The 22,802-nt window shown below is 75.3% G+C and carries 24 protein-coding genes; 15 read left to right on the top strand and 9 right to left on the bottom strand.

Going from position 1 to position 22,802, the window contains the following annotated elements; genetic code table 11:
- Positions 1-10: 10 nt before the first annotated feature.
- Positions 11-2,296 (top strand): hypothetical protein, encoded by a 2,286-nt coding sequence (locus tag ACIQBJ_RS18680; protein ID WP_400710987.1) that lies wholly within the window; start codon positions 11-13, stop codon positions 2,294-2,296.
- Complete coding sequence (locus ACIQBJ_RS18685) at positions 2,286-3,659, top strand: hypothetical protein (protein ID WP_400710990.1); 1,374 nt, start codon at positions 2,286-2,288, stop codon at positions 3,657-3,659. The genes ACIQBJ_RS18680 and ACIQBJ_RS18685 overlap by 11 nt, the downstream gene beginning before the upstream one ends.
- Before the next feature lie 39 nt (positions 3,660-3,698).
- Here ACIQBJ_RS18685 and ACIQBJ_RS18690 read toward each other — a convergent pair whose 3' ends face one another.
- Positions 3,699-4,475, bottom strand: a complete 777-nt coding sequence (locus tag ACIQBJ_RS18690) for a TIGR03084 family metal-binding protein (protein ID WP_400711386.1) — start codon at positions 4,473-4,475, stop codon at positions 3,699-3,701.
- Between the two features lie 289 nt (positions 4,476-4,764).
- Between ACIQBJ_RS18690 and ACIQBJ_RS18695 the strand changes: the two genes are divergently transcribed.
- Positions 4,765-5,406 (top strand): NAD(P)-dependent oxidoreductase, encoded by a 642-nt coding sequence (locus ACIQBJ_RS18695; RefSeq protein WP_400711389.1) that lies wholly within the window; start codon positions 4,765-4,767, stop codon positions 5,404-5,406.
- Between the two features lie 23 nt (positions 5,407-5,429).
- Here the strand turns inward: ACIQBJ_RS18695 and ACIQBJ_RS18700 are convergent, their stop codons facing one another.
- Positions 5,430-6,212 carry a dioxygenase gene (locus tag ACIQBJ_RS18700; RefSeq protein WP_400710993.1) on the bottom strand — a complete coding sequence of 261 codons (783 nt, stop codon included), beginning with the start codon at positions 6,210-6,212 and terminating at the stop codon, positions 5,430-5,432.
- 128 nt (positions 6,213-6,340) lie between these two features.
- Here ACIQBJ_RS18700 and ACIQBJ_RS18705 point away from each other — a divergent pair, with 128 nt between their 5' ends.
- Together ACIQBJ_RS18705 and ACIQBJ_RS18710 are read left to right on the top strand one after the other, a co-directional pair.
- Positions 6,341-6,805 (top strand): MarR family winged helix-turn-helix transcriptional regulator, encoded by a 465-nt coding sequence (locus ACIQBJ_RS18705; RefSeq protein WP_400710996.1) that lies wholly within the window; start codon positions 6,341-6,343, stop codon positions 6,803-6,805.
- Positions 6,806-6,911: 106 nt separating this feature from the next.
- Complete coding sequence (locus ACIQBJ_RS18710; RefSeq protein ID WP_400710999.1) at positions 6,912-7,667, top strand: pirin family protein; 756 nt, start codon at positions 6,912-6,914, stop codon at positions 7,665-7,667.
- A gap of 153 nt (positions 7,668-7,820) precedes the next feature.
- Here ACIQBJ_RS18710 and trxA read toward each other — a convergent pair whose 3' ends face one another.
- Complete coding sequence (gene trxA, locus ACIQBJ_RS18715; RefSeq protein WP_400711002.1) at positions 7,821-8,201, bottom strand: thioredoxin; 381 nt, start codon at positions 8,199-8,201, stop codon at positions 7,821-7,823.
- A 194-nt stretch (positions 8,202-8,395) separates the two neighbouring features.
- Between trxA and ACIQBJ_RS18720 the strand changes: the two genes are divergently transcribed.
- From ACIQBJ_RS18720 to ACIQBJ_RS18740, 5 genes are all read left to right on the top strand, one after another.
- A complete protein-coding gene (locus ACIQBJ_RS18720; RefSeq protein ID WP_400711005.1) occupies positions 8,396-8,962 on the top strand; it encodes a hypothetical protein in 567 nt (188 codons plus the stop codon).
- A 215-nt stretch (positions 8,963-9,177) separates the two neighbouring features.
- Positions 9,178-9,744, top strand: coding sequence for a sigma-70 family RNA polymerase sigma factor (locus ACIQBJ_RS18725; RefSeq protein WP_400711008.1), 567 nt, complete (start codon positions 9,178-9,180; stop codon positions 9,742-9,744).
- Entirely contained in the window at positions 9,741-10,508 is a 768-nt protein-coding gene (locus tag ACIQBJ_RS18730) for an anti-sigma factor family protein (RefSeq protein WP_400711011.1), read from the top strand. Before ACIQBJ_RS18725 ends, ACIQBJ_RS18730 begins: the two co-directional genes overlap by 4 nt.
- Before the next feature lie 74 nt (positions 10,509-10,582).
- Positions 10,583-10,762: a hypothetical protein gene (locus ACIQBJ_RS18735; protein ID WP_400711014.1), complete on the top strand. Its 180-nt coding sequence runs from the start codon at positions 10,583-10,585 to the stop codon at positions 10,760-10,762.
- Positions 10,763-10,799: 37 nt separating this feature from the next.
- Positions 10,800-11,069 carry a DUF1876 domain-containing protein gene (locus ACIQBJ_RS18740; RefSeq protein WP_400711017.1) on the top strand — a complete coding sequence of 90 codons (270 nt, stop codon included), beginning with the start codon at positions 10,800-10,802 and terminating at the stop codon, positions 11,067-11,069.
- Positions 11,070-11,085: 16 nt separating this feature from the next.
- Here the strand turns inward: ACIQBJ_RS18740 and ACIQBJ_RS18745 are convergent, their stop codons facing one another.
- Positions 11,086-12,291 (bottom strand): NAD(P)/FAD-dependent oxidoreductase, encoded by a 1,206-nt coding sequence (locus tag ACIQBJ_RS18745; protein WP_400711020.1) that lies wholly within the window; start codon positions 12,289-12,291, stop codon positions 11,086-11,088.
- 210 nt (positions 12,292-12,501) lie between these two features.
- On the opposite strand from ACIQBJ_RS18745, the gene ACIQBJ_RS18750 reads away from it, so the two are divergent.
- A complete protein-coding gene (locus ACIQBJ_RS18750; RefSeq protein ID WP_400711023.1) occupies positions 12,502-13,272 on the top strand; it encodes a VOC family protein in 771 nt (256 codons plus the stop codon).
- Positions 13,273-13,304: 32 nt separating this feature from the next.
- Here ACIQBJ_RS18750 and ACIQBJ_RS18755 read toward each other — a convergent pair whose 3' ends face one another.
- Both ACIQBJ_RS18755 and ACIQBJ_RS18760 read right to left on the bottom strand, forming a co-directional pair.
- Entirely contained in the window at positions 13,305-14,126 is an 822-nt protein-coding gene (locus ACIQBJ_RS18755) for a DUF2470 domain-containing protein (RefSeq protein WP_400711025.1), read from the bottom strand.
- A gap of 80 nt (positions 14,127-14,206) precedes the next feature.
- A complete protein-coding gene (locus tag ACIQBJ_RS18760; protein ID WP_400711028.1) occupies positions 14,207-14,833 on the bottom strand; it encodes a TetR/AcrR family transcriptional regulator in 627 nt (208 codons plus the stop codon).
- Positions 14,834-15,013: 180 nt separating this feature from the next.
- On the opposite strand from ACIQBJ_RS18760, the gene ACIQBJ_RS18765 reads away from it, so the two are divergent.
- From ACIQBJ_RS18765 to ACIQBJ_RS18780, 4 genes are all read left to right on the top strand, one after another.
- On the top strand, positions 15,014-15,769 hold the full coding sequence (locus ACIQBJ_RS18765; RefSeq protein WP_400711031.1) for an SDR family oxidoreductase: 756 nt from the start codon (positions 15,014-15,016) through the stop codon (positions 15,767-15,769).
- Complete coding sequence (locus ACIQBJ_RS18770) at positions 15,766-16,575, top strand: SDR family NAD(P)-dependent oxidoreductase (protein ID WP_400711034.1); 810 nt, start codon at positions 15,766-15,768, stop codon at positions 16,573-16,575. The genes ACIQBJ_RS18765 and ACIQBJ_RS18770 overlap by 4 nt, the downstream gene beginning before the upstream one ends.
- The gene (locus tag ACIQBJ_RS18775; RefSeq protein WP_400711037.1) at positions 16,572-17,531 is read left to right on the top strand and encodes an NADPH:quinone oxidoreductase family protein; all 960 of its coding nucleotides are present in this window, start codon (positions 16,572-16,574) and stop codon (positions 17,529-17,531) included. Before ACIQBJ_RS18770 ends, ACIQBJ_RS18775 begins: the two co-directional genes overlap by 4 nt.
- A 232-nt stretch (positions 17,532-17,763) precedes the next feature.
- Positions 17,764-18,810, top strand: coding sequence for a hypothetical protein (locus tag ACIQBJ_RS18780; RefSeq protein ID WP_400711040.1), 1,047 nt, complete (start codon positions 17,764-17,766; stop codon positions 18,808-18,810).
- Positions 18,811-18,844: 34 nt separating this feature from the next.
- Here the strand turns inward: ACIQBJ_RS18780 and ACIQBJ_RS18785 are convergent, their stop codons facing one another.
- The 3 genes from ACIQBJ_RS18785 to ACIQBJ_RS18795 form a co-directional block, all read right to left on the bottom strand.
- On the bottom strand, positions 18,845-20,074 hold the full coding sequence (locus ACIQBJ_RS18785) for an acyl-CoA dehydrogenase family protein (RefSeq protein ID WP_400711043.1): 1,230 nt from the start codon (positions 20,072-20,074) through the stop codon (positions 18,845-18,847).
- 3 nt (positions 20,075-20,077) lie between these two features.
- Positions 20,078-21,115 (bottom strand): phosphotransferase family protein, encoded by a 1,038-nt coding sequence (locus ACIQBJ_RS18790; RefSeq protein ID WP_400711046.1) that lies wholly within the window; start codon positions 21,113-21,115, stop codon positions 20,078-20,080.
- A gap of 141 nt (positions 21,116-21,256) precedes the next feature.
- The gene (locus ACIQBJ_RS18795; RefSeq protein WP_400711049.1) at positions 21,257-22,708 is read right to left on the bottom strand and encodes a catalase; all 1,452 of its coding nucleotides are present in this window, start codon (positions 22,706-22,708) and stop codon (positions 21,257-21,259) included.
- Positions 22,709-22,802: the final 94 nt, after the last annotated feature.

A 22,802-nucleotide genomic window follows, 5' to 3' on the forward strand; every position in this document is an offset into this window, starting at 1 on the left:
GGAGGCACCGATGCGGACACCGGAACGGACAGCGGGACGGCGGCGGACCCCCGCCCCGGCCGCGCGCGCGGCCGCCGCGCTCACCGCCGTCCTCGCCACCGCGCTGCTGCTCACCGGCACCGGACCGGCCGCGGCCGCCGACCCGAGCACCCCGCCCGCCGGCACGAGCGCCGCGAACGCCCCGGGTAGTGCCCCGAGCGCCGCGCCGTCCGCCGCCGGGCGGCCCGCCGACAGCGCCACGCAGGCCGAACGCCTCGCCGCCGAGCTGCGCCGCGACCCGGTCTGGATCTCCCCGGACGCGCCGCGCCAGGTGCCCCGCTCGCTCGCCCCGCAGTTCGCGGCCCTCGCCGCCCGCACCGGCGTCCCCACCTACGTGCTGGTGCTGCCCGACGCCGACGCCTCGCTGCTCCCGCTGGTGCACGACCAGCTCGGCCGGGACGGCCTGTACGTGCTGGTGCAGAAGTACGGCGGCGTCACCGTCTCCGCGTTCGGCGTGAACCTCCCCACCGCCGACGACGCCCGCCGGATCGCCAACCACGTCACCCCGTACGACGCCGGGCCGACCGCCGCCCTCGCCGCCTTCGTGGACGCGCTCGCCCTCGGCCCGGACCAGGCCGCCGCCAAGGCCCGGGCCCTGTCCGACCACGACGACTACCCGGACGGGCGGTACATCTCCGCCACCGACCGGCAGAACCAGAACCTGCTGCTCGGCAACGCGGTCGTGGTGATCCCGGGCCTGGTGCTCGCCCTCGGCCTCTGGCTGGCGAGCCGCCGACGCCGTGCCACGGGCACCGCCTCCGCCGCCGGGAAGCCCGCCGTCGCGCTCACCAAGGAGCCCGCGAAGAACGCGAAGGCCGTCAAGAACGCGAAGGCCGCGAAGAACGCCAAGGCCGCGCGGCCGCCGGTCTCCCCGGCCGGGGTGGCGCTGCGCAGCACCGCCGTCCTGCTCGCGCTGGCCGCCACCGTCGCCGCCGTGTTCGCCGTGGTGCTCGCCGCGCCCAAGGTGTTCCCGCAGACCGTCGACGGCCCCGACCTCGGCGTCACCAAGGCCGACCTGCACGCCCGCATCGACGAGGCGGGCGCCGCGCTCGCCACCGGGAACGTCTACCAGGACGCGTCGGTCCGCAACCCGTTCACCCCGGCCGAGCTGGCGGCCGTCCAGCAGCGGATCAGCGCGCTCGCCGCCAAGACCCCGGTCCACCTGCTGTTCACGCCCTCGAGCAGCGACGACGAGAGCGGCGGCGACGGCGCCACCCTGCTCTACCAGACCTACCGGAGCACCGGCCGGGAGGGCGTGTACGTGCAGGTCGACCCGGAGCGGGGCTATCTCCAGCTCGCCGAGTTCAGCACCGCCGGCACCGACGTCGAGACCCGGTTCCGCTCCTCCGACCGCTACCCCGACCGCAGCACCGGCCACGACGACCTGCAGCTCCCGGCCCGGCTGAACCGGGTGCTGGACGCCGTGGACGCGGCCCGGGCCACCGGCAAGTCGAACACCGCCCGCGGCTCCGCCCGCGCCGAACTCCCCGAGGTGGTCGGCAACAAGCTGCCGCCGTTGTTCAGCAGCGACTTCGGGCCCGGCGTCACCCTCGGCGCGATGCTGCTGATCGTCCTGCTGCTGCTCGCCTGGGGCGTGATCGCCGCCGTCCGGGCCGTGGTCCGGCGCCGGCGCGCGCAGGCCGACGACCCGTCCCGCCCGCTCCCCGGCGCCCCGCCGCAGCACACCGAGGCGCAGCCGACGGTCCGCCGGCTCCGCGCCTGGTCCGCCGCCGACGTCCAGGCCCTCGCCGCGCTGCTCGCCGCCGCCGAGCAGGACGCCCCCGGGCGGGCCGCCGCCTGGGACTGCCTGGACGCCGCCCAACTGCTGGTCGGCGAAGGCCGGGGGCGCACCGCCGCCCCCGGCGACCTGGCCGCCGCCGCGGTCCTCGCCCGGGCCGGGGCCGACGCACTCCAGGGGCGGGCGGAGAAACGACTCTGCCGCCTCAACCCGCTGCACGGCGGCGCCACCGGCGGCAAGGCTCCGTCCTGGTTCGCCGAGGCCGGGCTCGGCCCCGCGGCCACCGCCCGGCTCTGCCCCGACTGCCACGCGGCCTTCCGCCGCACCGGCGCCCACCGCGGCCTCCCGAACGACCAGGTCGGCCGCGAGCAGGTCGACCGGCGGCTGCTGCGCCTGCCCGCCGCCGCCGACGACCGCGGCCGCACCGGCTGGTCCGAAGCCGGAGAGATCCTGCCCGCCGCGCTCGACGGCCTCGACGCACTCGTCCTCCGGGCCCGGGAGTCCGCCAGTGTCCAGTGACCGCCCCACCGACCCGTCGACCGCGCACCGGCCCGCCGCGTCCCGGCCCGCCGCGCTGCTGACCGCGCTGCTGCTGGCCGCCGCCGCGCTGCTCGGCCCCGTCGCGGTGCTCGCCCCCGCCGCGCCCGCCCGGGCCGCCACCGGCACCCCCAGCGCCGCCACCGGCGCGAGCATCGCCGAGGCGCTGAAGAGCGCCCCCGTGTACGTCGACCCGGCGTTCGCCGCCGCCGTCACCCCCGCCCAGCAGCAGCAGCTCGCCGAGCAGATCGCCGCCACCGGCCTGCCCGTCAAGGTGGTGCTGGTGCCGCTGCAGAAGGGCGACGCCTTCGACGGCAGCTCCAAGGCGCTGGCCGAGGTGGTGCAGCAGCGCCTCGGCCAGTCCCCGCTGATCCTGCTCACCAGCGACGACTACGGCAGCTGGCTGCGCGGCACCGAGTGGCCCGCCGACACCCACCAGGTCCGCGACTCCGCGAGCGCCGTCGGCATGCTCAAGGAACTCAAGGACGCCGGCCTCACCGCCAAGGTCGCCCGGGCGATCGACCTGATCAGCACCGGCAAGGGCACCGAGGTCTACAAGGCCGAGACCGCCCGGCTCGACCGCGAGTACTCGGCCCGCCCGCACACCGACGACAGCGCCGCCGCCCCCGGCGGCCCCGGGAGCTCGCACACCGGCCTGTTCGCCGGCGTCGCCGCCCTGGTGGTCGCCCTCGCCGTCGGCGCCGGCCTGTACGCGCGCCGCCGGGCGCCCCGGCACACCGCCTTCAGCTTCCCCGACGCCGTGTTCGCCGCCGACCGGGCCGCCGACGAGGCCGGGCTGCGCCGGCAGGCCGCCGACGAGGTGCTCGCCCTCGGCGAGGCCGTGGACGCCGCCGACGGCGCCACCACCCCCGGCCTGGCCCGCGCCCTGGACGCCTACGACGCGGCCGGGCGGGTCCTCGACGCCGCGCGGGACATCCCCGACCTGGCCGGCGTGCTCGCGCTCGCCGCGGAGGGCCGCGCCGCGCTCGGCACCGGAGCGGCGCTCCCGCTCTGCTTCTTCGACCCCCGCCACGGCGCGGCCGAACGCCGCACCACCTGGCGGCCGCTCGGCCGCCGCGAACGGGTCGACGTCGCCGCCTGCGCGGACTGCGTCCAGGCGCTGCGCTCCCGCCGCGCGCCCCAGGTGCTGGCCGTCCGCGAACAGGGCCGCACCGTCCCCTACTTCGAGGTTCCCGCGGACCGCAGCCTGTGGGCCGCCACCGGCTACGGCTCGCTGCTCTCCGGCCCCGAGGACACCCTCGCGGCCCGGGTCGGCACCGGCGGCTTCAGCCGCACCCGCGGCACCGGTCGGGGCGACGACCGCGACGAGGGCCGCACCGGCTGACACCGGGGCGGCCCGGCTCGCCCGGGCTCGGCCGTCCGCTCAGCGCAGCGGCTCGCGGCCCCCGCCGGGCGGCCCCGCGAACGCCTGGGCGATCGGCAGCCAGGCCCGGGCGGCGTCGCCCTCGGCGGTCAGCGCGAGATCGTCGCGGTGGCGGCGCTGGGTCACCAGCAGGCAGAAGTCCAGCGCCGGACCGCTCACCCGGTCGGCCGCGCCCTCCGCGCCCCAGCACCACAACTCGCCGTCAGGGGAGCGGAGTTCGAACCGGAACGGGGTCTCCGGGGCGGGGCGTCCGTGTGCGGCGAAGGCGAAGGCGACGGTGCGCACCCCGAGGTGGGCGACGTGCCGCAGCCGCCCGCTCGGGACGCGCTCCGCGCCCAGCGCGTCCGCCACGTCCTGCCCGTGCGCCCAGGTCTCCATCAGCCGGGCCGTCAGCATCGACCGGGCCTTCATCGGCGGCCCGAACCACGGCAGCCGGACGTCCGACGGCACCGCCGCCAGCACCCGTGCGACCTCCGCCCGCCCCGCCCGCCACCGCCCCAGCAGCGCCGCCGGGTCCTCCCCGGCCCCCTCCGCCGCGCCCCGGTCCACGGCGGCGAGGCCGTCCGTGAACTCCCGGCCGAGCGCCGCCGCGAAGCCCTCCGGGTCGGTGGCCGCGAGCAGCGTCCACCGGTCCGTCCAGGCCAGGTGCGCCACCTGGTGCGCCACCGTCCACCCCGCCGCCGGCGTCCCCGCCGCCAGCCCCCGGGCGTCCAATCCGCCCACCAGTCCGTCCAGTTCGTCCCCCTCCGCCAGCAGGTCCGCCACCAGCCCGTCCATCCGCCACCCCTCCCGCCGCACCACTTCCGTCCCCACCAGTCCTACCCCCACCGCCCCACCCCGACGACCCCCCGCGCACCCGCGGTGACCACCGTCACGCCGACAGGCCGCCCGGGGCCGGGCACCGCCCCACCCGTTCGCGTGGCGCTGCTCCGCGCAGCGGCAGTGCTCCGGCCCGTGCTCCGCCCGTTCGCGGGCCCGTCCGGTGGCGCCGTTCCCGTGGCCGGGGGCGGCCGCGTGGTCTGATGCAGTGTCAGGTTTCGGCGGCGGAGAGCGGGGCTGGTCGGGCATGCGGGTCGCGGTGATCGGGGCGAACGGCGGGATCGGCCGGTGCGTGGTCACCGAGGCGCTGGCCCGCGGCCACCTGGTGACGGCGGTGGTGCGGCGGCCGGAGGAGTACCAGGGGCTGGCGACCAGCGTGCTGCGCGGCGACGTGCTGGACCCGGCGGACGTGGCCCGGGTCGCGGACGGCCGGGACGCCGTGGTGAGCGCCGTCGGGGGCGGGGACGGTCCCGGCCGGGGCCGGCTGGTCGAGCCCGCCGCGCATGCGCTGGTCGCGGGGCTGCGCCGCCTCGCGGACGGCGCCCCGCGCCTGCTGGTGGTCGGCAGCGCGGGCAGCCTGACCACCCCGGCGGGCGTCCCGCTCTGGGACGACCCGGCGGTGCCGCCCCGCCAGTTCGAGCTGATGCGGGCCCACGGCCGGGCCCTGGACTACCTGCGTACGGTCCGCGACCTGGCCTGGACGGTCCTCAGCCCCCCGCAGAGCCTCCTCCCGGGCGAGCGCACCGGCCATTACCGCACCGACACCGACCACCTGGTCACCACCCCGGACGGCCTCTCCACCGTCTCCCTCCCGGACCTCGCCACCGCCGCCGTCGACGAACTCGAACACCCCGCCCACCGCGGCGAGCGCTTCACCTGCGGCTACTGAGCCCCCGACACTCCGACGGGCCGTCAGCCGAGCTGGACGGAGCGCTTGGCGAGGCCCATCCAGAAGCCATCGATGACGCTGCGCTGGGTGGCGAGGTCGGCCTCGCCGGCGCCGAGGGTGACGAAGAGCGGGGCGAAGTGCTCGGTGCGGGGGTGGGCGAGGCAGCCGGCCGGGGCCTTGTGCTCGAAGTCGAGCAGGGCGTCGAGGTCGCGGGCCTCCAGGGCGCGGCGGCCCCAGTCGTCGAACTCGGCCATCACGGAGGTGATCCGGCCGTCGGGGGAGAGGGCGCGCAGGTTGTGGGTGAAGAAGCCGGAGCCGACGATCAGCACGCCCTCGTCGCGGAGCGGGGCGAGCCGGCGGCCGATCTCCAGCAGCTTCTGCGGGTCCAGCGTGGGCAGCGAGACCTGCAGGACGGGGATGTCCGCGTCCGGGTACATCTCGACCAGCGGGACGTACGCGCCGTGGTCGAGGCCGCGGTCCGGCACGTCCTGCACGGGGGTGCCCGCGGTGCGCAGCAACTTGCGGACGGAGTCGGCGAGTTCGGGTGCGCCCGGGGCGGCGTACCGGACCTGGTAGTAGTGCTCGGGGAAGCCCCAGAAGTCGTACACGAGCGGCAGCGGCTCGACCGCGCCGATCGCCAGCGGGGCCTCCTCCCAGTGCGCGGAGACCATCAGGATCGCCTTGGGGCGGGGCAGGTCGGCGGACCAGGCGGCGAGCTGGCCGGGCCAGATCGGGTCGTCGGCGAGCGGGGGAGCGCCGTGCGAGAGGTAGAGAGCGGGCATGCGCTCGGTGGTGGGGGTGCTCATGGGTCCGTCCTCCTGCTGCCGGGGCCGCCCTGCCGTCCGGGCCGCCGACCATTAGTTCAAATTTGAACCTTGCGCTCCCGAAGGTACACCCGAGTTCGAATTTGAACAACCGGAGTAGACTGCCCGGCATGGACGATCCCCGCTGGCTCGACGAGACCGAGATGGCCGCCTGGCGCGGGTTCGTCGCAGCCACCAACCTGGTCGCCCGCCGACTGGAGCGCCAGCTCAAGGAGGACGCGGGACTCTCGCACACCCAGTACGAGATCCTGGTCCAGCTGTCCGCGGCCCCCGGCGGCTCGCTGCGGATGACCGACCTCGCCGACCGCCTGATCACCTCCAAGAGCGGCCTGACCTACCAGGTCACCCAGCTGGAGAAGGCCGGGCTGGTCGGCCGCCGCTCCTGCCCGAGCGACGTGCGCGGCGTCTTCGCCGAGATCACCGAGCGGGGCTGGCAGGTCCTGCGGGCGGCCGCCCCGGGCCACGTCGCCGCCGTCCGCGAGACCCTGATCGACGTCCTCACCCCGGCCCAGCTCGCCGGCCTCGCCGAGAGCCTGGGCGTGGTCAGTGACCGCCTGCGCGCCGCCGACTCCTGATCCCCCGGCCCCGCCCCGGCCGCTGCGTCCTCCCGTGCGCCCCGGGAATGCGTCGGCACCCCCCAATGGTTTAGGATTCAACAACATCCCGACGGAGGAGGACCCGATGGCATCCACGATCGACCTGCGCCGCGCCGACGAGCGCTTCCACACCCGCGCCGGCTGGCTGGACTCCAAGCACTCCTTCTCGTTCTCCCGCCACTGGGACCCGGCGAACACCCACTTCGGCCTGCTGCTGGTCTCCAACGACGACACCGTCGCCCCCGGCACCGGCTTCGACACCCACCCGCACCGGGACATGGAGATCATCACCTGGGTGCTCGACGGCGGCCTGGTCCACCAGGACTCCGAGGGCCACAACGGCGTCGTCTACCCGGGCCTGGCCCAGCGGATGAGCGCCGGGACGGGCATCCTGCACAGCGAGAAGAACGACTCCTGGACGCTCACCGGCGAGCCCGAGCACCGCGACCCGGTCCACTTCATCCAGATGTGGACCATCCCGGACACCGCCGGCATCGACCCCGGCTACGAGCAGCTCGACATCAACGACCAGCTCGCACAAGGCGGTTGGACCACCCTCGCGTCCGGCATGGGCAAGCACGCCAACCAGCGCGCGATCGGCATCCGGCAGAAGCACGCCGCCCTGCACGTCTCCCGGGTCCGCCCCGGCGAGACCCTCGAACTCGCCACCGCCCCCTTCGTCCACCTCTACGTCGCCCGCGGCGAGGCCGCCGTCGAAGGAGCCGGCCTGCTCCACCAGGGCGACGCCCTCCGCCTCACCGCCGCCGAGGGCCAACGCGTCACCGCCGGCCCCGAGGGCGCCGAACTCCTCCAGTGGGAGATGGACGCCACCCTCGACTGACCGCCCGCCCACCCCGGAGGCCCGCCCCGAGCGGGCCTCCGGCGCGTTCCCGCCCGGGCGCCCGGGCCTGCGGCAGGAAGGGGCGAGGGGGAGAAAAGCCGTAGGGGGCACCGGACGGGTCCGGTGCCCCCTACGGGGTGGTGGCGGGGCGGGTCAGCCGTCGGTGGCGCGGTCGGCGGCGACGCCCGCGTGGACCTCGGCCATGTCGAGCTTGCGGGCCTGGCCGATCAGGTCGTCCAGGACGGCCTCAGGGAGGGCGCCGGGCTGCGAGAAGACCATGACGCCCTCGCGGATGATCGCCAGCGTGGGGATCGAGCGGATCTCGAACGCCGCCGCCAGCTCCTGCTGGGCCTCGGTGTCGACCTTGGCGAAGGTGATGTCCTGGTGCTTCTCGGAGGCGCGTTCGAAGACCGGCGCGAACTGGCGGCAGGGACCGCACCAGGCCGCCCAGAAGTCGATCAGGACGAACCCCTTGCCGTCCTCACCCTGGACCACCTCGTCGAAGTTGTCCTTGGTCAGTTCCACCGTGCTCATCGTCGCCACCTGCCCTTCGCAGCCGGATGCCTTGCGAGTCCGGAACCCCCTCGGGCTCCTCGCCCGCCACAACCCCGCCACCGGGGGAACTATTCCGGCGCCGCACCCGCCGTGAACGCCCCGGGCCCGCCGTCCGTACCCCCGGACGAACCGACCCCCGTACGCTCCGCACCCTCCCGGACGGGAGCACCCCGATGACCACCACCGGACCAGGACGACCGGCCCCCGGACACCGCGCCCTGTTCGCCGCCGGAGCCCTCGCCGCCGCAGCGGCCCTGCTCGCCGGCTGCGGCGGCTACTCCAGCTCGACGGGCGGCGGCAGCACCGGGCCCGGCCCGAGCGGCACCGCCGGGCAGCAGGCCCCGGCGGCGCTGACCACCGAACACGACCCGACCCTCGGGACACTGGTCGCCGACGGCCAGGGCCACACCCTGTACCGCTTCGACCGGGACAGCGCCGACCCGCCCGCCTCGCACTGCACCGACGCCTGCGCCACCCTCTGGCCGCCCGAACTCGCCGACGCCACCGGCGGCGTCCCCGCGTCCACCGGCATCGACGCGCACCTGCTCGGGACCGTCACCCGCGCCGACGGGAGCCACCAACTCACGCTCGGCGGCCGCCCGTTGTACCGCTACGCCCCCGACAGCAGGCCGGGCGACACCAAGGGCCAGGGCGTCGACGGCACCTGGTACGCCGCCACCCCGACCGGCGACCGGGCGATGCCCACCGCCGGTCCGGCGATGCCCTCCGGCGGCTACTGAACGGGCCGCGGCGGATGGACGCCGGGCGGCCGGTCGAGGGGGTGCGGCGCAGGCGCCCGCGCCGCACCCCCGGGACGGTTATCGACACGAGCGGCCCGGGACTTGAGGGCCCCGGGGCGAATCCCCCGGCCGTCCGGCCCGCCCCCGCCGTCCGACCCGCCCCCGGGCCACCGCGCCCGATCGCCCCGCCCCGGCGCCCGCGTGAGGATGGCACGGTGGCCGAGCACCCCCGCGGCACCGGCCGCCCGGCCCCCGTCCCCGCCGCCGAGGAACGGCTGATGCGGGCGCTGTACCGGGAGCACGCCGGAGCGCTGTACGGCATGGTGCTGCACCTGGTCGGCGGCGACCGGCAACAGGCCGAGGACGTCGTCCAGGAGACCCTGCTGCGCGCCTGGCGGCAGCTGGACCGGCTCGACGCCGAACGGGGCGGCGGCAGCCTGCGGCCCTGGCTGGCCACCGTCGCGCGCCGGATCGTCATCGATGGCCGGCGCGGGGCCCGGGCCCGGCCGCCCGAGGTGCCGGACCGCGGGCTCGAACTGCTCCCCGACGGGGACGCCGAGGCCGAACTCGACCGCGCGCTGCGGCTGATGACGCTCACGGACGCCCTCGGCTCGCTCTCCGCGGCACACCGCCGGACGATCGCCGAGACCTACCTGCGCGGCCGCACCCCCACCGAGGCCGCCGCCGCCCTGGGCGTCCCGGCCGGCACCGTCCGGTCCCGCCTGCACTACGCCCTGCGGGCCCTCCGGCTCGCCCTGGAGGAACGGGGCGTCACCCCATGAGCACCGACCCCACCGACCCCGCCGACCCCACCGGCACGGCGGAGGACCCGCACGGCGACCCGCACGCCGACCCGCACGAGGACCTGGCCGCCCACCTGCTGGGCGTCCTCGAACCGGAGCGCGCGGACCGGTTCGCCGTCCACCTCGCGCACTGCCCGCGCTGCGCCGCCGGGGCGGCGGACCTCGCCCCGACCGCCGCCCTGCTCGCCGAACTCCCCTGCAGCAAAGAACAGTTGGCGGAGGCCGGCCCGCCCCCGGAGCTGCTCGACCGGCTGCTGGCGGAGGTGGCCGGCGACCGTCGGCGCGGCCGGGTGCGGCGGCGGGTGCTGGTGGCGGTCGCGGCGGTGCTGGCGCTGGGCGGGCCCGCGGCCACCTGGGCGGCCCTCGCCCCGACCCCGTCCCCGGGCCCGGTCGCCGTCGCGGAGCAGCGATTCAGCGCCGTCGACCCGGCGACGGGGGTGTCCGCGACGGTGGGCGTCGGCCCGGCGGCGTGGGGGAGCCGGATCACCCTCGACCTGGGGCACGTGCCGGGGCCGCAGACCTGCGAACTGGTCGCGGTGGCGGCGGACGGCACCCGGCAGACCGTCACCAGCTGGAGCGTCCCCGCCACCGGCTACGGCGCCACCACCGGGCTGCGGACCGCAGGCGGCACCGGCCTGGCCCCGTCCGCGCTGGCCCGGTTCGAGGTCAGGTCGGGGCAGACGGTGCTGGTCACCGTGCCCGTGTCCGCGCCCGTGTCCGCGCCGGGCTCCGTGCGCGGGTGAGCGGGGGCACACTGGAGGGAGAGGAGGCCACGCGGGCCCGGGACTGCCCGCCGCGGGGCGCGTGGACGGTCGTGATGAACCAGATCCCGCTGCTCTGCCCGCGCTGCGGCCGCCCGCAACTGGTCGAGCACGGCACGGACCCGCACCACCCCGTCCGGGTGGTGCACGCCGACACCGGCCGCGAGGAGTGCGCGCCCCGCCGGGCCGACGGCGCCGACACCGGCACCGCGCCCCCGGACCCGGGCACCTCGTAACGCGCATCCAGGACCACGGCACCAGGAGGTGGCGGCCATGCGGACACTGGTCGGCTGGCACATCGAGATGGAGTTCGCGGAGGACGGCGACCGCACCCGGGCCGCCGCGCTCGTCCGGCTCTCCGACGGGACGGAGCTGCGCGGCCACGGCAGCTCCGTCCGGCACCACGACGACCGCCCGCAGCTGCGGGTCGGCGAGGAGGTCGCCGGGGCCCGCGCCCTCACCGACCTCGCCATGCAGCTGCTCGGCAAGGCCCAGGAGGAGGTGGCCCGTCCCACCGGCGCACCGATGGCCCCGCTGATGTGAGAACGGGCCCGGCCGCTCAGAGTTCGGCCAGCGGCACCGCCGGATCGGCCAGCCGCTCCGGGTCCACCGGCCGCCCGGAGCGGACCAGCGCGCGGATCGGGTCGGTGACGTCCCAGACGTTGACGTTCATCCCGGCCAGCACCCGGCCGCCGGCCAGCCAGAACGCGATGAACTCCCGCCCGGGGACGTCGCCGCGGAACACCACCCGGTCGTAGCCGCCGGGCTCCACCCAGCCGGTGTACTCCATGCCCAGGTCGTACTGGTCGGTGAAGAAATACGGGACGCGGTCGTACACCGCGTCCTTGCCGAGCATCGCGGCCGCCGCCACGGCCGGCTGGTTCAGCGCGTTCGCCCAGTGCTCGACCCGGACCGGCCGGCCGAACAGCGGATGGAAAGCGTTTGCCACGTCGCCCGCCGCGTAGATGTCGGGGTGCGAGGTGGCCAGGTGCTGGTCCGTGCGGACGCCGTTGTCGACGGCCAGTCCGGCCCGCTCGGCGAGCGCCGTGTTCGGGCCGACGCCGACCCCGACCAGCAGCACGTCCGCGGGCACCGTCGTGCCGTCGCCCAGCCGCACCCCGTCCGCCCGCAGCTCCTCGACCCGGACGCCCAGCCGCAGGTCGACGCCGTGCGCGCGGTGCAGGTCCGCGAAGACCCGGGCGGCCTCCGGGCCGAGGACGCGCAGCAGCGGCAGCTCGGCGGCCTCCAGCACCGTCACCTCCGCCCCGGCGGTGCGGGCCGCGGCCGCCGCCTCCAGGCCGATCCAGCCCGCGCCGACGATCACCACCCGGGCGCCGGGGCGGAACGCCGCCCGCAGCCCGTCGCTGTCGCCGACCCGCCGCAGGGTCCGGACGAAGTCGCCGTCCCCGCCCGGCACCGGCAGCCGCCGGGGCGAAGCACCCGTGGCCAGCAGCAGCTTGGAGAACGGGAGCCGGTCGCCGCCGTCGAGGGTGACGGTGTGCCCGGCCGGGTCGATCCCGGTGGCCGCCGTGCCCGTCCGCAGGGTCACCTCGTGCTGCTCGTACCAGTCCGCGGGGTGGACGAACAGCTTCTCCCGCTCCGCCGTCCCCAGCAGGTAGCCCTTGGAGAGCGGCGGCCGCTCGTACGGCCGCTCCGCCTCGTCGCCGACCAGGGTGACCGGCCCCCGGTAGCCCTCCGTCCGCAGCGCCTCCGCGGCCTTCGCCCCGGCCAGGCCCGCTCCGACGATCACGATCCCGTTGTCCATGCCCGCTCTCCTTCCCGCGCCCGCGTCACTGCGTACACCTTCCCGACCATGGCACCGGCATCCCTCCGAACGGGGGACCCCGCGCCGGTCGCCGCCCCGGCGCGCGCGGGATTCGCCCGCGAGGCGGACCACGATCCGGCCGGGTCGCCGTCCTAGGCTGGGGCGGGCCCGGACCTCCCGGCCGGGGGAGCGGCGAAGGGAGCCCGCAGGATGCTGGAGCGAACGGCCACGGTGCGCTGCGTGCCCGCGGTGCCGTGCTGGGTCGGCCTGACGGCCCGTGACCTGGCGGTCGCGCAGGACTTCTACGGGCCGCTGCTGGGCTGGGAGTTCCGGCCGGGGCCGGACCGCTGGGGCCGGTACGCGCGCGCCGTGGTGGACGGCGTCGAGGTCGCCGGGCTGGGCGAGCCGGACGCCGGCTGGGAGCGCCCCGTCGCCTGGACCACCTACTTCGGCATCGAGAGCGCCGACCGGGCCGCCGACGGCGTCCGCGAACGCGGCGGCACCCTCGCGGTCGGCCCGCTGGCCTTCGACGCGGGCCGGATCGCGCTCGCCGCCGACCCGTTCGGCGCCACCTTCGGCATCTGGGAGGGCGAGCCCGGCGAGGACACCTGGATGTCCGAGCCCGGCGCCCCCGTCTGGATCGAACTGCGCACCGCCGACCCGTTCGCCGCCGCGCTGTTCTACGGCGAGGTGTTCCGCTGGGACGGCCGCGACCCCCGGCACTTCGAGGTCCGCTACGAGCACGAGCGGGTGGTGCTGCGCTCCGAGGGCCGCAGCGTCGCCGGGCTGCGCACCGCCCGGGACCTCGCGCCGCACTGGGAGGTGTTCTTCTCGGTGGCCGACGCCGACGAGGCCGCCCGGCGGGCCGCCGCGCTCGGCGGCCGGGTACTGGACGGCGTGGTCGAGTCCCCGTACGGGCGGGTGGCCCGGCTGGAGGACGCCGAGGGCGGGCACTTCTCGATCCTCGGGCCGAGTTCCTGACACGCCGTCAACCTGCTTTGCCGCCAGGGGAGTCAGGCGTCGTGGGGCGGGCCACCGAGGGTCGGGGCGGTGGCCCGGGCGGGCGCGAACAGCCGGTGCATGGCCTCGGGCAGCTCCGCGCAGTGGCGGACCGGGCGGTGGAACTCGAAGCGGGCGTCCAGCGCGGTGCCGGGGTCGGTGCCGAGCAGGCGCACCCGCAGGCCGCGCCGGTCCAGGGCGACCGGGCGGACCTCGCGCAGCCGGTCGGCGGCGGTCCAGCCGGGCGGGCCGACGGGGTGGTCCAGCGCCTGCGCGCCGAGCACCAGCAGCTGGTCGGCGTGCGCCTCGGCGAGGTGCTGGAGCAGCCCGGCCTCCTCGCCGGCGACCGGGTCGGGCGCGGCGGCGGCCACCTCGTCCGGGGCGACGCAGCACTCGGAGCCCCACAGGTCCTCCAGCGCGAGGTGGTCGAGGTCGAGCCGGAGCAGCACGCCCTCGCCGTGCGCCGGGCCGCGCCCGGGCGGGAACAGCCCGGCCGGGTCCTCGCCGGGGGAGCGGGAGAGCAGCCCCTGGGCCTGCAGGCGGCCGCGGATGCGGTGCGGCATCGCGACGGGCGCGACGTCCACGCAGTCGAGTTCGGCGGTGAGCGGGTCGCGGGCCAGCGCGGTCATCCGGTGCAGCGCCGACTCCCGGCCGACCAGGACCGCCACCGAGCCGTCCGGCCGCAGCGCGCAGGCGACCTGCGGGGGCAGGCCGGGGCGGGCGGTGAGGTCGGCGCCGCGGATGTCCAGGACGGCCGAGGAGGCGAACTCCAGCAGGGTGCGGGCGCGTTCGGCGGCGGTCGGGGCGGACGAGCGGCGGGCGGACTGGGGCAGCACGGGCAGCCTCCTTCGGAATTAGGTAAGGCTAACCTAATCTCGAAGGAGGCCCGTCGTCCAGCGGGCGGGGCGGGTTCCGGTCAGCCGTCCGTCGCGGCCGCCGGGGCGCCCAGCATGCGCAGCACCAACTGGCCGTAGCGGCGCCCCAGTTCCTCCGGGGACTCGCTGCTGCGGTCGGTGTACCAGCGCGACACGTCGATGCCCAGCGAGGTGACGGCGCGGGCCGCGGTGCGCCGGTCGGGCACCCGGAAGGCGCCCACCGCGACGCCCGCGGAGATGATCCGCAGCACCGTCTCCTCGATCCTGATCCGCAGCTCGGCGACGGCCGCGAAGTCCTCCTCGGCCAGCGCGTGCAGCTCGTGGTTGACGATCCGTCCGACCGTGTGGCCGCGGGCGTGCCAGGCGGTGAAGGACTCCGCCAGGACGCGCATCTGCTCCACCGGGTCGGTCGAGGCGTCCTCGGCCCGCTCCACCAGTTCCAGCGTGGCGCGGTGCCCGGTGCGGGAGATCTCGGCGAGCAGCGCGGCCTTCGACGGGTAGTGGATGTACAGCGCGGCGGGGCTCATGCCGGCGGCGGTGGCGATGTCCCGGGTGGTGGTGGCGTGGTAGCCGCGGCGGGCGAAGGAGTCCACGGCGGCCAGCAGCAGTCGCCGGGCGGCCTCGGTGCGCTCCCCGGGCCAGAGTGCGGCGGTCGCGGGGTCGGTCATGGGGCAATCCTCGCAGACGGTTCGACGCGGCCCGGCGGTCGGTGCGGCGCGGCCCGCGGCGGCGCCTCCCGCCGGTCGGCCGGGGCGGGCTGTTGACAGTGTCGCCCGTCCCCAAGATGCTGAGCAAGCGCTTAGTCACGGACGGGCGCCCAGGGTTCCCGCACAGCGAGAGGTACGGCGATGACAGTGTCGTTCAAGGGCCAGGTGGCCGTGGTCACCGGGGCGAGCCGGGGCATCGGGCTCGGCATCGCGCACGAACTGGTCCGGCGCGGGGCCAAGGTCTGCATCACCGCCCGCACCAAGGAGACCCTGGACGAGGCGGTGCAGGCCCTCGGCGGCCCCGAGCACGCCCTCGCCGTCGCCGGGAAGTCCGACGACGCCGCGCACCAGGAGGAGACCGTCGCCACGGTGATGGAGACCTTCGGCCGGCTCGACCTACTGGTCAACAACACCGGCATCAACCCGGTCTACGGCCCGATCCTGGACACCGACCCGGCCGCCGCCGCCAAGATCCTCGCCGTCAACGTGCTCGCCCCGCTGGCCTGGACCCGCCGCGCGCACGCCGCCTGGATGGCCGAGCACGGCGGCGCCGTGGTCAACGTCGCCTCGATCGCCGGCATCCGCGCCTCCAACGGCATCGGCATGTACGGCGTCTCCAAGGCCGCGCTGATCCGCCTCACCACCGAACTCGCCTCCGAACTCGGCCCGGACGTCCGGGTCAACGCGGTCGCCCCCGCCGTGGTCAAGACCAAGTTCGCCGAGGCGCTCTACGAGGGCCGCGAGGAGAAGGTCGCCCGCGCCTACCCGCTCGGCCGCCTCGGCCTGCCCGAGGACGTGGCCGGCGCGGTCGCCTTCCTGCTCTCCGCGGACGCCGGCTGGATCACCGGCCAGACCCTGGTGGTGGACGGCGGCGTCACCCTCGGCGGCGGGCTGTGACCGGCCGCCCGGACACCCCCTTCGAGGGCCTCGGGGCCGTCGTCACCGGCGCCGGGCACGGCATCGGCGCGGCCCTCGCCCGGGCCCTGACCGCCGCCGGGGCCCGGGTGGTGGTCAACGACCTGGACGCCGACGCCGCCCGCGCGGTCGCCGCCGACCTCGGCGCACACGCCGTCCCCGGCGACGCCGCGAGCGCCGAGGGCGTGGCCGCGCTGATCGGCGCCGCCCGCGACCACCTCGGCGCGATCGACCTGTACTGCGCCAACGCGGGCGTCGCCACCACCGGCGGCCCCGACGCCCCGCCCGCCGCCTGGGAACTCGCCTGGCAGGTCAACGTGCTCGCCCACGTCCGGGCCAGCGAACTCCTGCTCCCCGACTGGCTGGAACGCGGCACCGGCCGCTTCCTCGCCACCGTCTCCGCCGCCGGACTGCTCACCATGCTCGGCTCCGCCCCGTACGCCGTCACCAAGCACGGCGCGCTGGCCTACGCCGAGTGGCTGTCCGCGACCTACCGGCACCGCGGCGTGCGGGTGCACGCGCTCTGCCCGCAGGGCGTCCGGACCAGGATGCTCGACGGCACCGGCGAGCACGGGCAGGTGCTGCTCGCGCCCACCGCGATCGAACCCGCCGAGGTCGCCGAACAGGCCCTGCGCGGCATGGCGGCGGGGGAGTTCCTGATCCTGCCGCACCCCGAGGTCGCCGACTACTACGCGGCCCGCGCCACCACCCCCGACCGCTGGCTGCACGGCATGAACCGGCTCCAGCAGCAGATCGAGGCCCGGACGGCCGGACAGGAGACCCGATGAGAGCCTGGCAGATCGCCGAACCCGGCGCCCCGCTCGACGTGATGAAACTCGTCGAGGGCGCCGACCGGCCCGTCCCCGGCGAGGGGCAGCTGCTGGTCAAGGTCCGGGCCGCGGCCGTCAACTTCCCCGACGCGCTGATGGCCGCCGGCCGCTACCAGGTCCGCCCGCCGCTGCCCTACACCCCCGGCGTCGAACTCTGCGGCGAGGTCGCCGAGGGCCCCCGGGCCGGCGAACGCCTCGTCGGCACCGCCGAGTTGCCCGCCGGGGCGTTCGCCGAGTACGCCCTGATGGACGCCGCGACCGCGCTCCCCGCCCCCGAACGGCTGGACGACGCCGAGGCCGCCGCGCTCCACATCGCCTACCAGACCGCCTGGTTCGCCCTGCACCGGCGGGCCGCCCTGGCCGCCGGCGAGACCCTGCTGGTGCACGCCGCGGCCGGCGGCGTCGGCAGCGCCGCCGTCCAACTCGGCAAGGCCGCCGGGGCGTTCGTCATCGCCGTGGTCGGCGGCCCCGAGAAGGCCGCCACCGCCCGGGAGCTGGGCGCCGACCTGGTGATCGACCGGCGGACCGAGGACTTCGTCGCCGCCGTCAAGGCCGCCACCGGCGGCCGCGGCGCCGACGTGGTCTTCGACCCGGTCGGCGGCCCGGCCTACACCGGTTCCACCAAGTGCGTCGCCTTCGAGGGTCGGATCGTCGTGGTGGGCTTCGCCTCCGGCGAGATCCCCGCCCCGCCGCTCGGCCACGCCCTGGTGAAGAACTACACCGTCCTGGGCCTGCACTGGGGCCTCTACGTCACCCGCGCCCCCGCCCTGGTCCGCCACTGCCACGAAGCCCTCACCGCCCTCCCCGCCGTCCGCCCCCTGGTCTCCGAACGCCTCCCCCTCCCCGCCGCCGCCGACGCCGTCCACCGCGTCGCCACCGGCGCCACCACCGGCCGGATAGTGATCCACCCTTGAGGGAAACCGGTCCGTACACAAGAAGAGCGAACACTTTCCGAACCGTCTCCCCCGGGAGCCGAATGTTCGGATAGCGTTTTCCGCCTGCGTTGTCTCCGAGCTGGGAGCGTGGCAACTGTTACGGCGACACTTCAGGCTTCGGCTGCGCAATGTCGCAGTTCCGTTGATCCGGCGTGACTTGGACGATTTCGATTCCTTGCCCATGGACCAGGGTCGGCGGTCGCGTCTTCGAGTGCGTATCCTCGGCGCTGCGGTGCGGCATCATGTGGCAGCCGAGTGCAAAGCCGAGGGGATGGGGCTCCTGGCTGCGATCACAGTCTGCTTCGCGTACATCGCGACGCTCAGACCTGTTCTGAAGGAAGAGAGGAGACCCGGCGCTGATGCCGGAGCGATCACGCACACCTGGCAGTTCGTCGTCGGTACCCTGCTCGGCCTGGTGGTGTTCATGGCGATTGACTTCATGCTGCAGCGCGGGCGGCTGATCCCTCTTCCGGTATCGGTTCGGGTCCCGGTCCGGTTCGGGCTCGCCGCCGCGGGAATGATGTTGCTCCCGATGGGTGTGCCCGGACTCCTGCAGAACCAGTTGCTGGCATCCGTCACCACTGGCGTCGCAGTGGAATCCGTGACGATCATCGCGGGGATCGTTCGTTCGGCGATGCGGGAACGTGTGTGCATGCGCTTTCGCCATCGCCGCGGGAAGCCGTTCGATCAGCTGTCAATCAGACTTGTCCGGTTGATCGCCTACCTCCATCGGAACACCGGTCGGCGGATCAGCGGCCCCGTCATCCGTAGCGCGTGTGACGAGTTGGAAATCCTCTCCTACCTCGTGCAACGGGAATTTGCGATGCCGGGGCGGGCCAGTAGGAAAGCCCGGGAGCCGCTGGCCGAGGAGGCGCGGCGGGTCGCGCTGGTCCTCCGTCGGCACGGGACAGCCCTCGCCGCAGTATCGAGCTCGAGAGATGTGCGAGTTGTCGTCGAATCCATGCTCCACGGAATGGAGGCGTTCGCGGTCGCCGACCGGGAGGCACTGCTTGCCCACGCACCGGCAGAGGCGGAAGTGTCGCGTCGGGCGACCCTCGTTGCCCGCCTCTGGCCGGCGGTGGTGCTCGTTGCCTCGGGAGTGTTGGTTCCGATGCTCCCTGCGGTAGCCGACAGGCCCGGCGCGGCCGACAGCCTGCGGTGGATGCTGCTGGTGACCGGAGCCCTCACGCTGGTGGCGCCCCCGGACACGATCGGGCGGGTGACAGCCTCCATGGACAAAGCAGTTCCGTGGAAGTGACGCGGCCTCACCGGAGCCCGGCAGAGCGGTGCCGTCAGCGGTACTTCTTCAGTTCGCGGCGGGCCAGCGAGCGGCGGTGGACCTCGTCCGGGCCGTCGGCGAGGCGCAGGGTGCGGTTGCCGGCCCAGAGCTGGGCGAGGACGGTGTCCTGGCTGACGCCGGCGGCGCCGTGGGCCTGGACGGCCTTGTCGAGGATCCACTCGACGGCGGACGGGACGGCGATCTTGATGGCCTGGATCTCGGTGTGCGCGCCCCGGTTGCCGACGGTGTCCATCAGCCAGGCGGTCTTCAGGACCAGCAGGCGGGCCTGCTCGATCCGGACCCGGGCCTCGGCGATCCACTCCTGCACCACGCCCTGGTCGGCGAGCGGACGGCCGAACGCGACCCGGGAGTTGACCCGGCGGCAGGTCAGTTCGAGTGCCCGCTCGGCGATGCCCAGGGCCCGCATGCAGTGGTGGATGCGGCCCGGCCCCAGCCGGGCCTGGGCGATGGCGAAACCGGTGCCCTCCGCGCCGATCAGGTGGTCGGCCGGCACCCGGACGTCCTCGAACAGGATCTCGGCGTGCCCGCCGTGGTCGGCGTCCTCGTAGCCGAACACCCGCATCCCGCGCAGGACCTGGACGCCCGGCGTGTCCCGGGGCACCAGGATCATCGACTGCTGGCGGTGCGGCTCGGCGGCCGGGTCGGTCTTGCCCATCACGATGAACACCTTGCAGTCCGGGTTCATCGCCCCGGTGATGTACCACTTGCGGCCGTTCACCACGTACTCGTCGCCGTCGCGCTCGATCCGGGTGGTGATGTTGGTGGCGTCCGAGGAGGCCACCTCCGGCTCGGTCATCGCGAACGCCGAACGGATCGTGCCCTCCAGCAGCGGCCGCAGCCAGCGCTCGCGCTGCGCGTCCGAGCCGAACTGCGCCAGCAGCTCCATGTTGCCGGTGTCGGGCGCCGCGCAGTTGAACGCCGCCGGGGCCAACAGCACCGAACGGCCGGTGAGTTCGGCCAGCGGCGCGTACTGCAGGTTGGTCAGTCCGGCCCCCGGCCCACCGGGCAGGCCGTGCTGGTCCACGAAGAACAGGTTCCACAGGCCGCGGGCCTTCGCCGCCGCCCGCAGCTCGCCGACCACCGGCGGGACGGCCCACGGCTCGCGCTTCGGGTCCGCCAACTGCTCGGCCAGCACCGGCTCCGCCGGGTAGACGAACTCGTCCATGAACGCGCCGGCTTCGCCGAGCAGCTCGACCGTCCTGGCATCGGGTGCGAAATCCACGGCTCAACCTTCCTGGGAGGTGGGGGAGTCGAGCGAGGACAGCCCGAACCCGACGAACAGCGGCACCAGTTCACCGACCCGGTCGAAGCCCGCGCCGACCGTGCCGCCCCGGGTGTAGCGGAAGTGGATGCCCTCCAGCACCACCGCCAGCTTGAACGAGGCGAAGCCCACGTACCAGCCCAGCCCGGAGACGTCGCGGCCCGACGACTCGGCGTAGCGGCCGACCAGTTCGGCGGTGGACGGAAAACCGGGGGCGAGCGCCGCGCCCGGCAGCACGCCGTCGAAGCGGCGGGCCAGTTCGGTGTACATCACCAGCAGGCCGAGGTCGGTGAGCGGGTCGCCGACGGTGGACATCTCCCAGTCCAGCACCGCCGCGATCCGGTCCGCCCCGTCCACCAGCACGTTGTCCAGCCGGTAGTCGCCGTGCACCAGCGCGGGCGCGGGCGAGACCGGCAGGGTCTCGGCGAGCCGCCGGTGCAGCTCGTCCACGCCCGGCACCTCACGGCTCCGCGAGGCGTCCAACTGCTTCCCCCAGCGCCGCAGTTGGCGCTCCAGGAAGCCCTCGGGCCGGCCGAAGTCCGCCAGTCCGACCGCCGCCGGGTCCAGTGCGTGCAGCGCCACCAGGGTGTCCACCAGCTGCTCGCCGAGCCGGTGCACCCGCTCCTCGCCGAGCGCGGCCAGCTCCTTCGCGTCCCGGTGCGCGGTGCCCCCGACGTACTCCATCAGGTAGAACGGCGCGCCGATCACCCCGGTGTCCTCGACCAGCAGCACCGGGCGCGGCACCGGCACCGCCGTCCCCGCCAGCGCCCCGAGCACCCGGTACTCGCGGCCCATGTCGTGCGCCGTCGCCAGCACGTGCCCGAGCGGCGGACGGCGCAGCACCCAGCGCGAGGCCCCGTCCTCCACCAGGTAGGTCAGGTTCGACCGCCCGCCCTCGAACAGCCTGGCCGTCAGCGGCCCGGCGGTCGGCGCGGGCAGCGCCCCGTCCAGGTGGGCGCGCAGCCTCTCCAGGTCCAGGCCGGGCGGAGCAGTGGCGGTCATCCGGGGCACCTCGCAAGGGGTAGCAGAGTTTGACTAAGCGCTTGCTTAGGATCATCCGCCCGCCCCCGCTTGTCAACGAGCAGCACGCCGCCCGCCCCGGGAACGGCTCCGGGACGGGCGGCGCGGCGGGCGGGCGGCGCCTCAGCGGGCGACCGCCGCGGCGACCCGGTCGCCGAGGTCCCGGTCCACGTTGCGCCAGTACTGGAAAGCGCGTTCCAGCACCGGGGCGGAGACGCCGTCCTGCAGGTGGCCGGCGATGTTGGCGACCAACCGGTCCCGGGCTGCGTCGTCCAGCACCTCGCGCACCAGCGTTCCGGCCTGCCCCCAGTCGTCGTCCTCCCGGTGCAGCGGGTGCGGCTCGCGCACCATCCGCCCGGCGACGTCCCAGCCCATCGGCCCGCCCCACAGTGACGGGTCGGCCACCGGGCCGCCGTACGAGTTCGGCGCGTACGGGCGTCCGGTGCGGGCGACGTCGAAGCGCATCGGCCCGTCCTTGCTGTACGAGTGCACCGGGACGTGCGCCCGGTTCGGCGGCAGCTGCGCGTAGTTCGGGCCGATCCGGTACCGGTGCGCGTCCGGGTAGGACATGATCCGGCCCAGCAGCATCTTGTCCGGCGAGACGCCGATGCCCGGCACCAGGTTGGACGGCTCGAAGGACGCCTGCTCGATGTGGACGAAGTGGTCCTCCGGGTTGCGGTTCAGGGTGAACCGGCCGACCTCGATCAGCGGGTAGTCGCCGTGCGGCCACACCTTGGTCAGGTCGAACGGGTCGAACCGGTAGTCCCACGCCTCGTCGAACGGCATCACCTGCACGTGCAGCGTCCAGGACGGGAACGCGCCGCCCTCGATCGCGTCGAACAGGTCCCGCCGGTGGTGGTCGCCGTCCGCGCCCGCCAGCCGGTCCGCCTCCGCCTGCGGGAGGAAGTCGACGCCCTGGTCGGTCTTGAAGTGGTACTTCACCCAGAACCGCTCCCCGGCCGCGTTCACCCACTGGTAGGTGTGCGAGGAGAAGCCGTCCATGTGCCGCCAGTTCTTCGGGATGCCCCGGTCGCCCATCAGCCAGGTCACCTGGTGCGCCGACTCCGGGGAGAGCGTCCAGAAGTCCCACTGCATGTCGTGGTCGCGCAGGCCGTTGTCCGGGCGGCGCTTCTGCGAGCGGATGAAGTCCTGGAACTTCATCGGGTCCCGGACGAAGAACACCGGGGTGTTGTTGCCGACCATGTCGTAGTTGCCGTGCTCGGTGTAGAACTTCAGCGCGAAGCCGCGCGGGTCGCGCCAGGTGTCGGGCGACCCCATCTCGCCCGCCACGGTCGAGAACCGGGCCAGCATCTCGCACCGCTTCCCGGGCTGGAACAGGTCCGCCCTGGTGAACCGGCTGACGTCCTGGGTCACTTCGAAGAAGCCGTACGCGCCGCTGCCCTTCGCGTGTACCACCCGCTCCGGGACCCGCTCCCGGTTGAACTGGGCCATCTTCTCGATCAGGTAGTGGTCGTGCAGCAGGATCGGACCGGCCGGGCCCGCGGTCAGCGAATCGCTGTCGCTCTCGACCGGGACGCCGGCGTTGTTCGTGGTGAAGGGGACGTGCTGGGACATCGGGGGAATCCTCCTCGGGCGCCCCGCCGGGCACCGTCGCGACCGCGCGGCGGCGAGGGTCGGCCGCCGCGACTCCCCCCACTCGAACACCGGC

It is taken from the genome of Kitasatospora sp. NPDC088391, from assembly GCF_044753345.1.
Taxonomy (GTDB): Bacteria; Actinomycetota; Actinomycetes; order Streptomycetales; family Streptomycetaceae; genus Kitasatospora.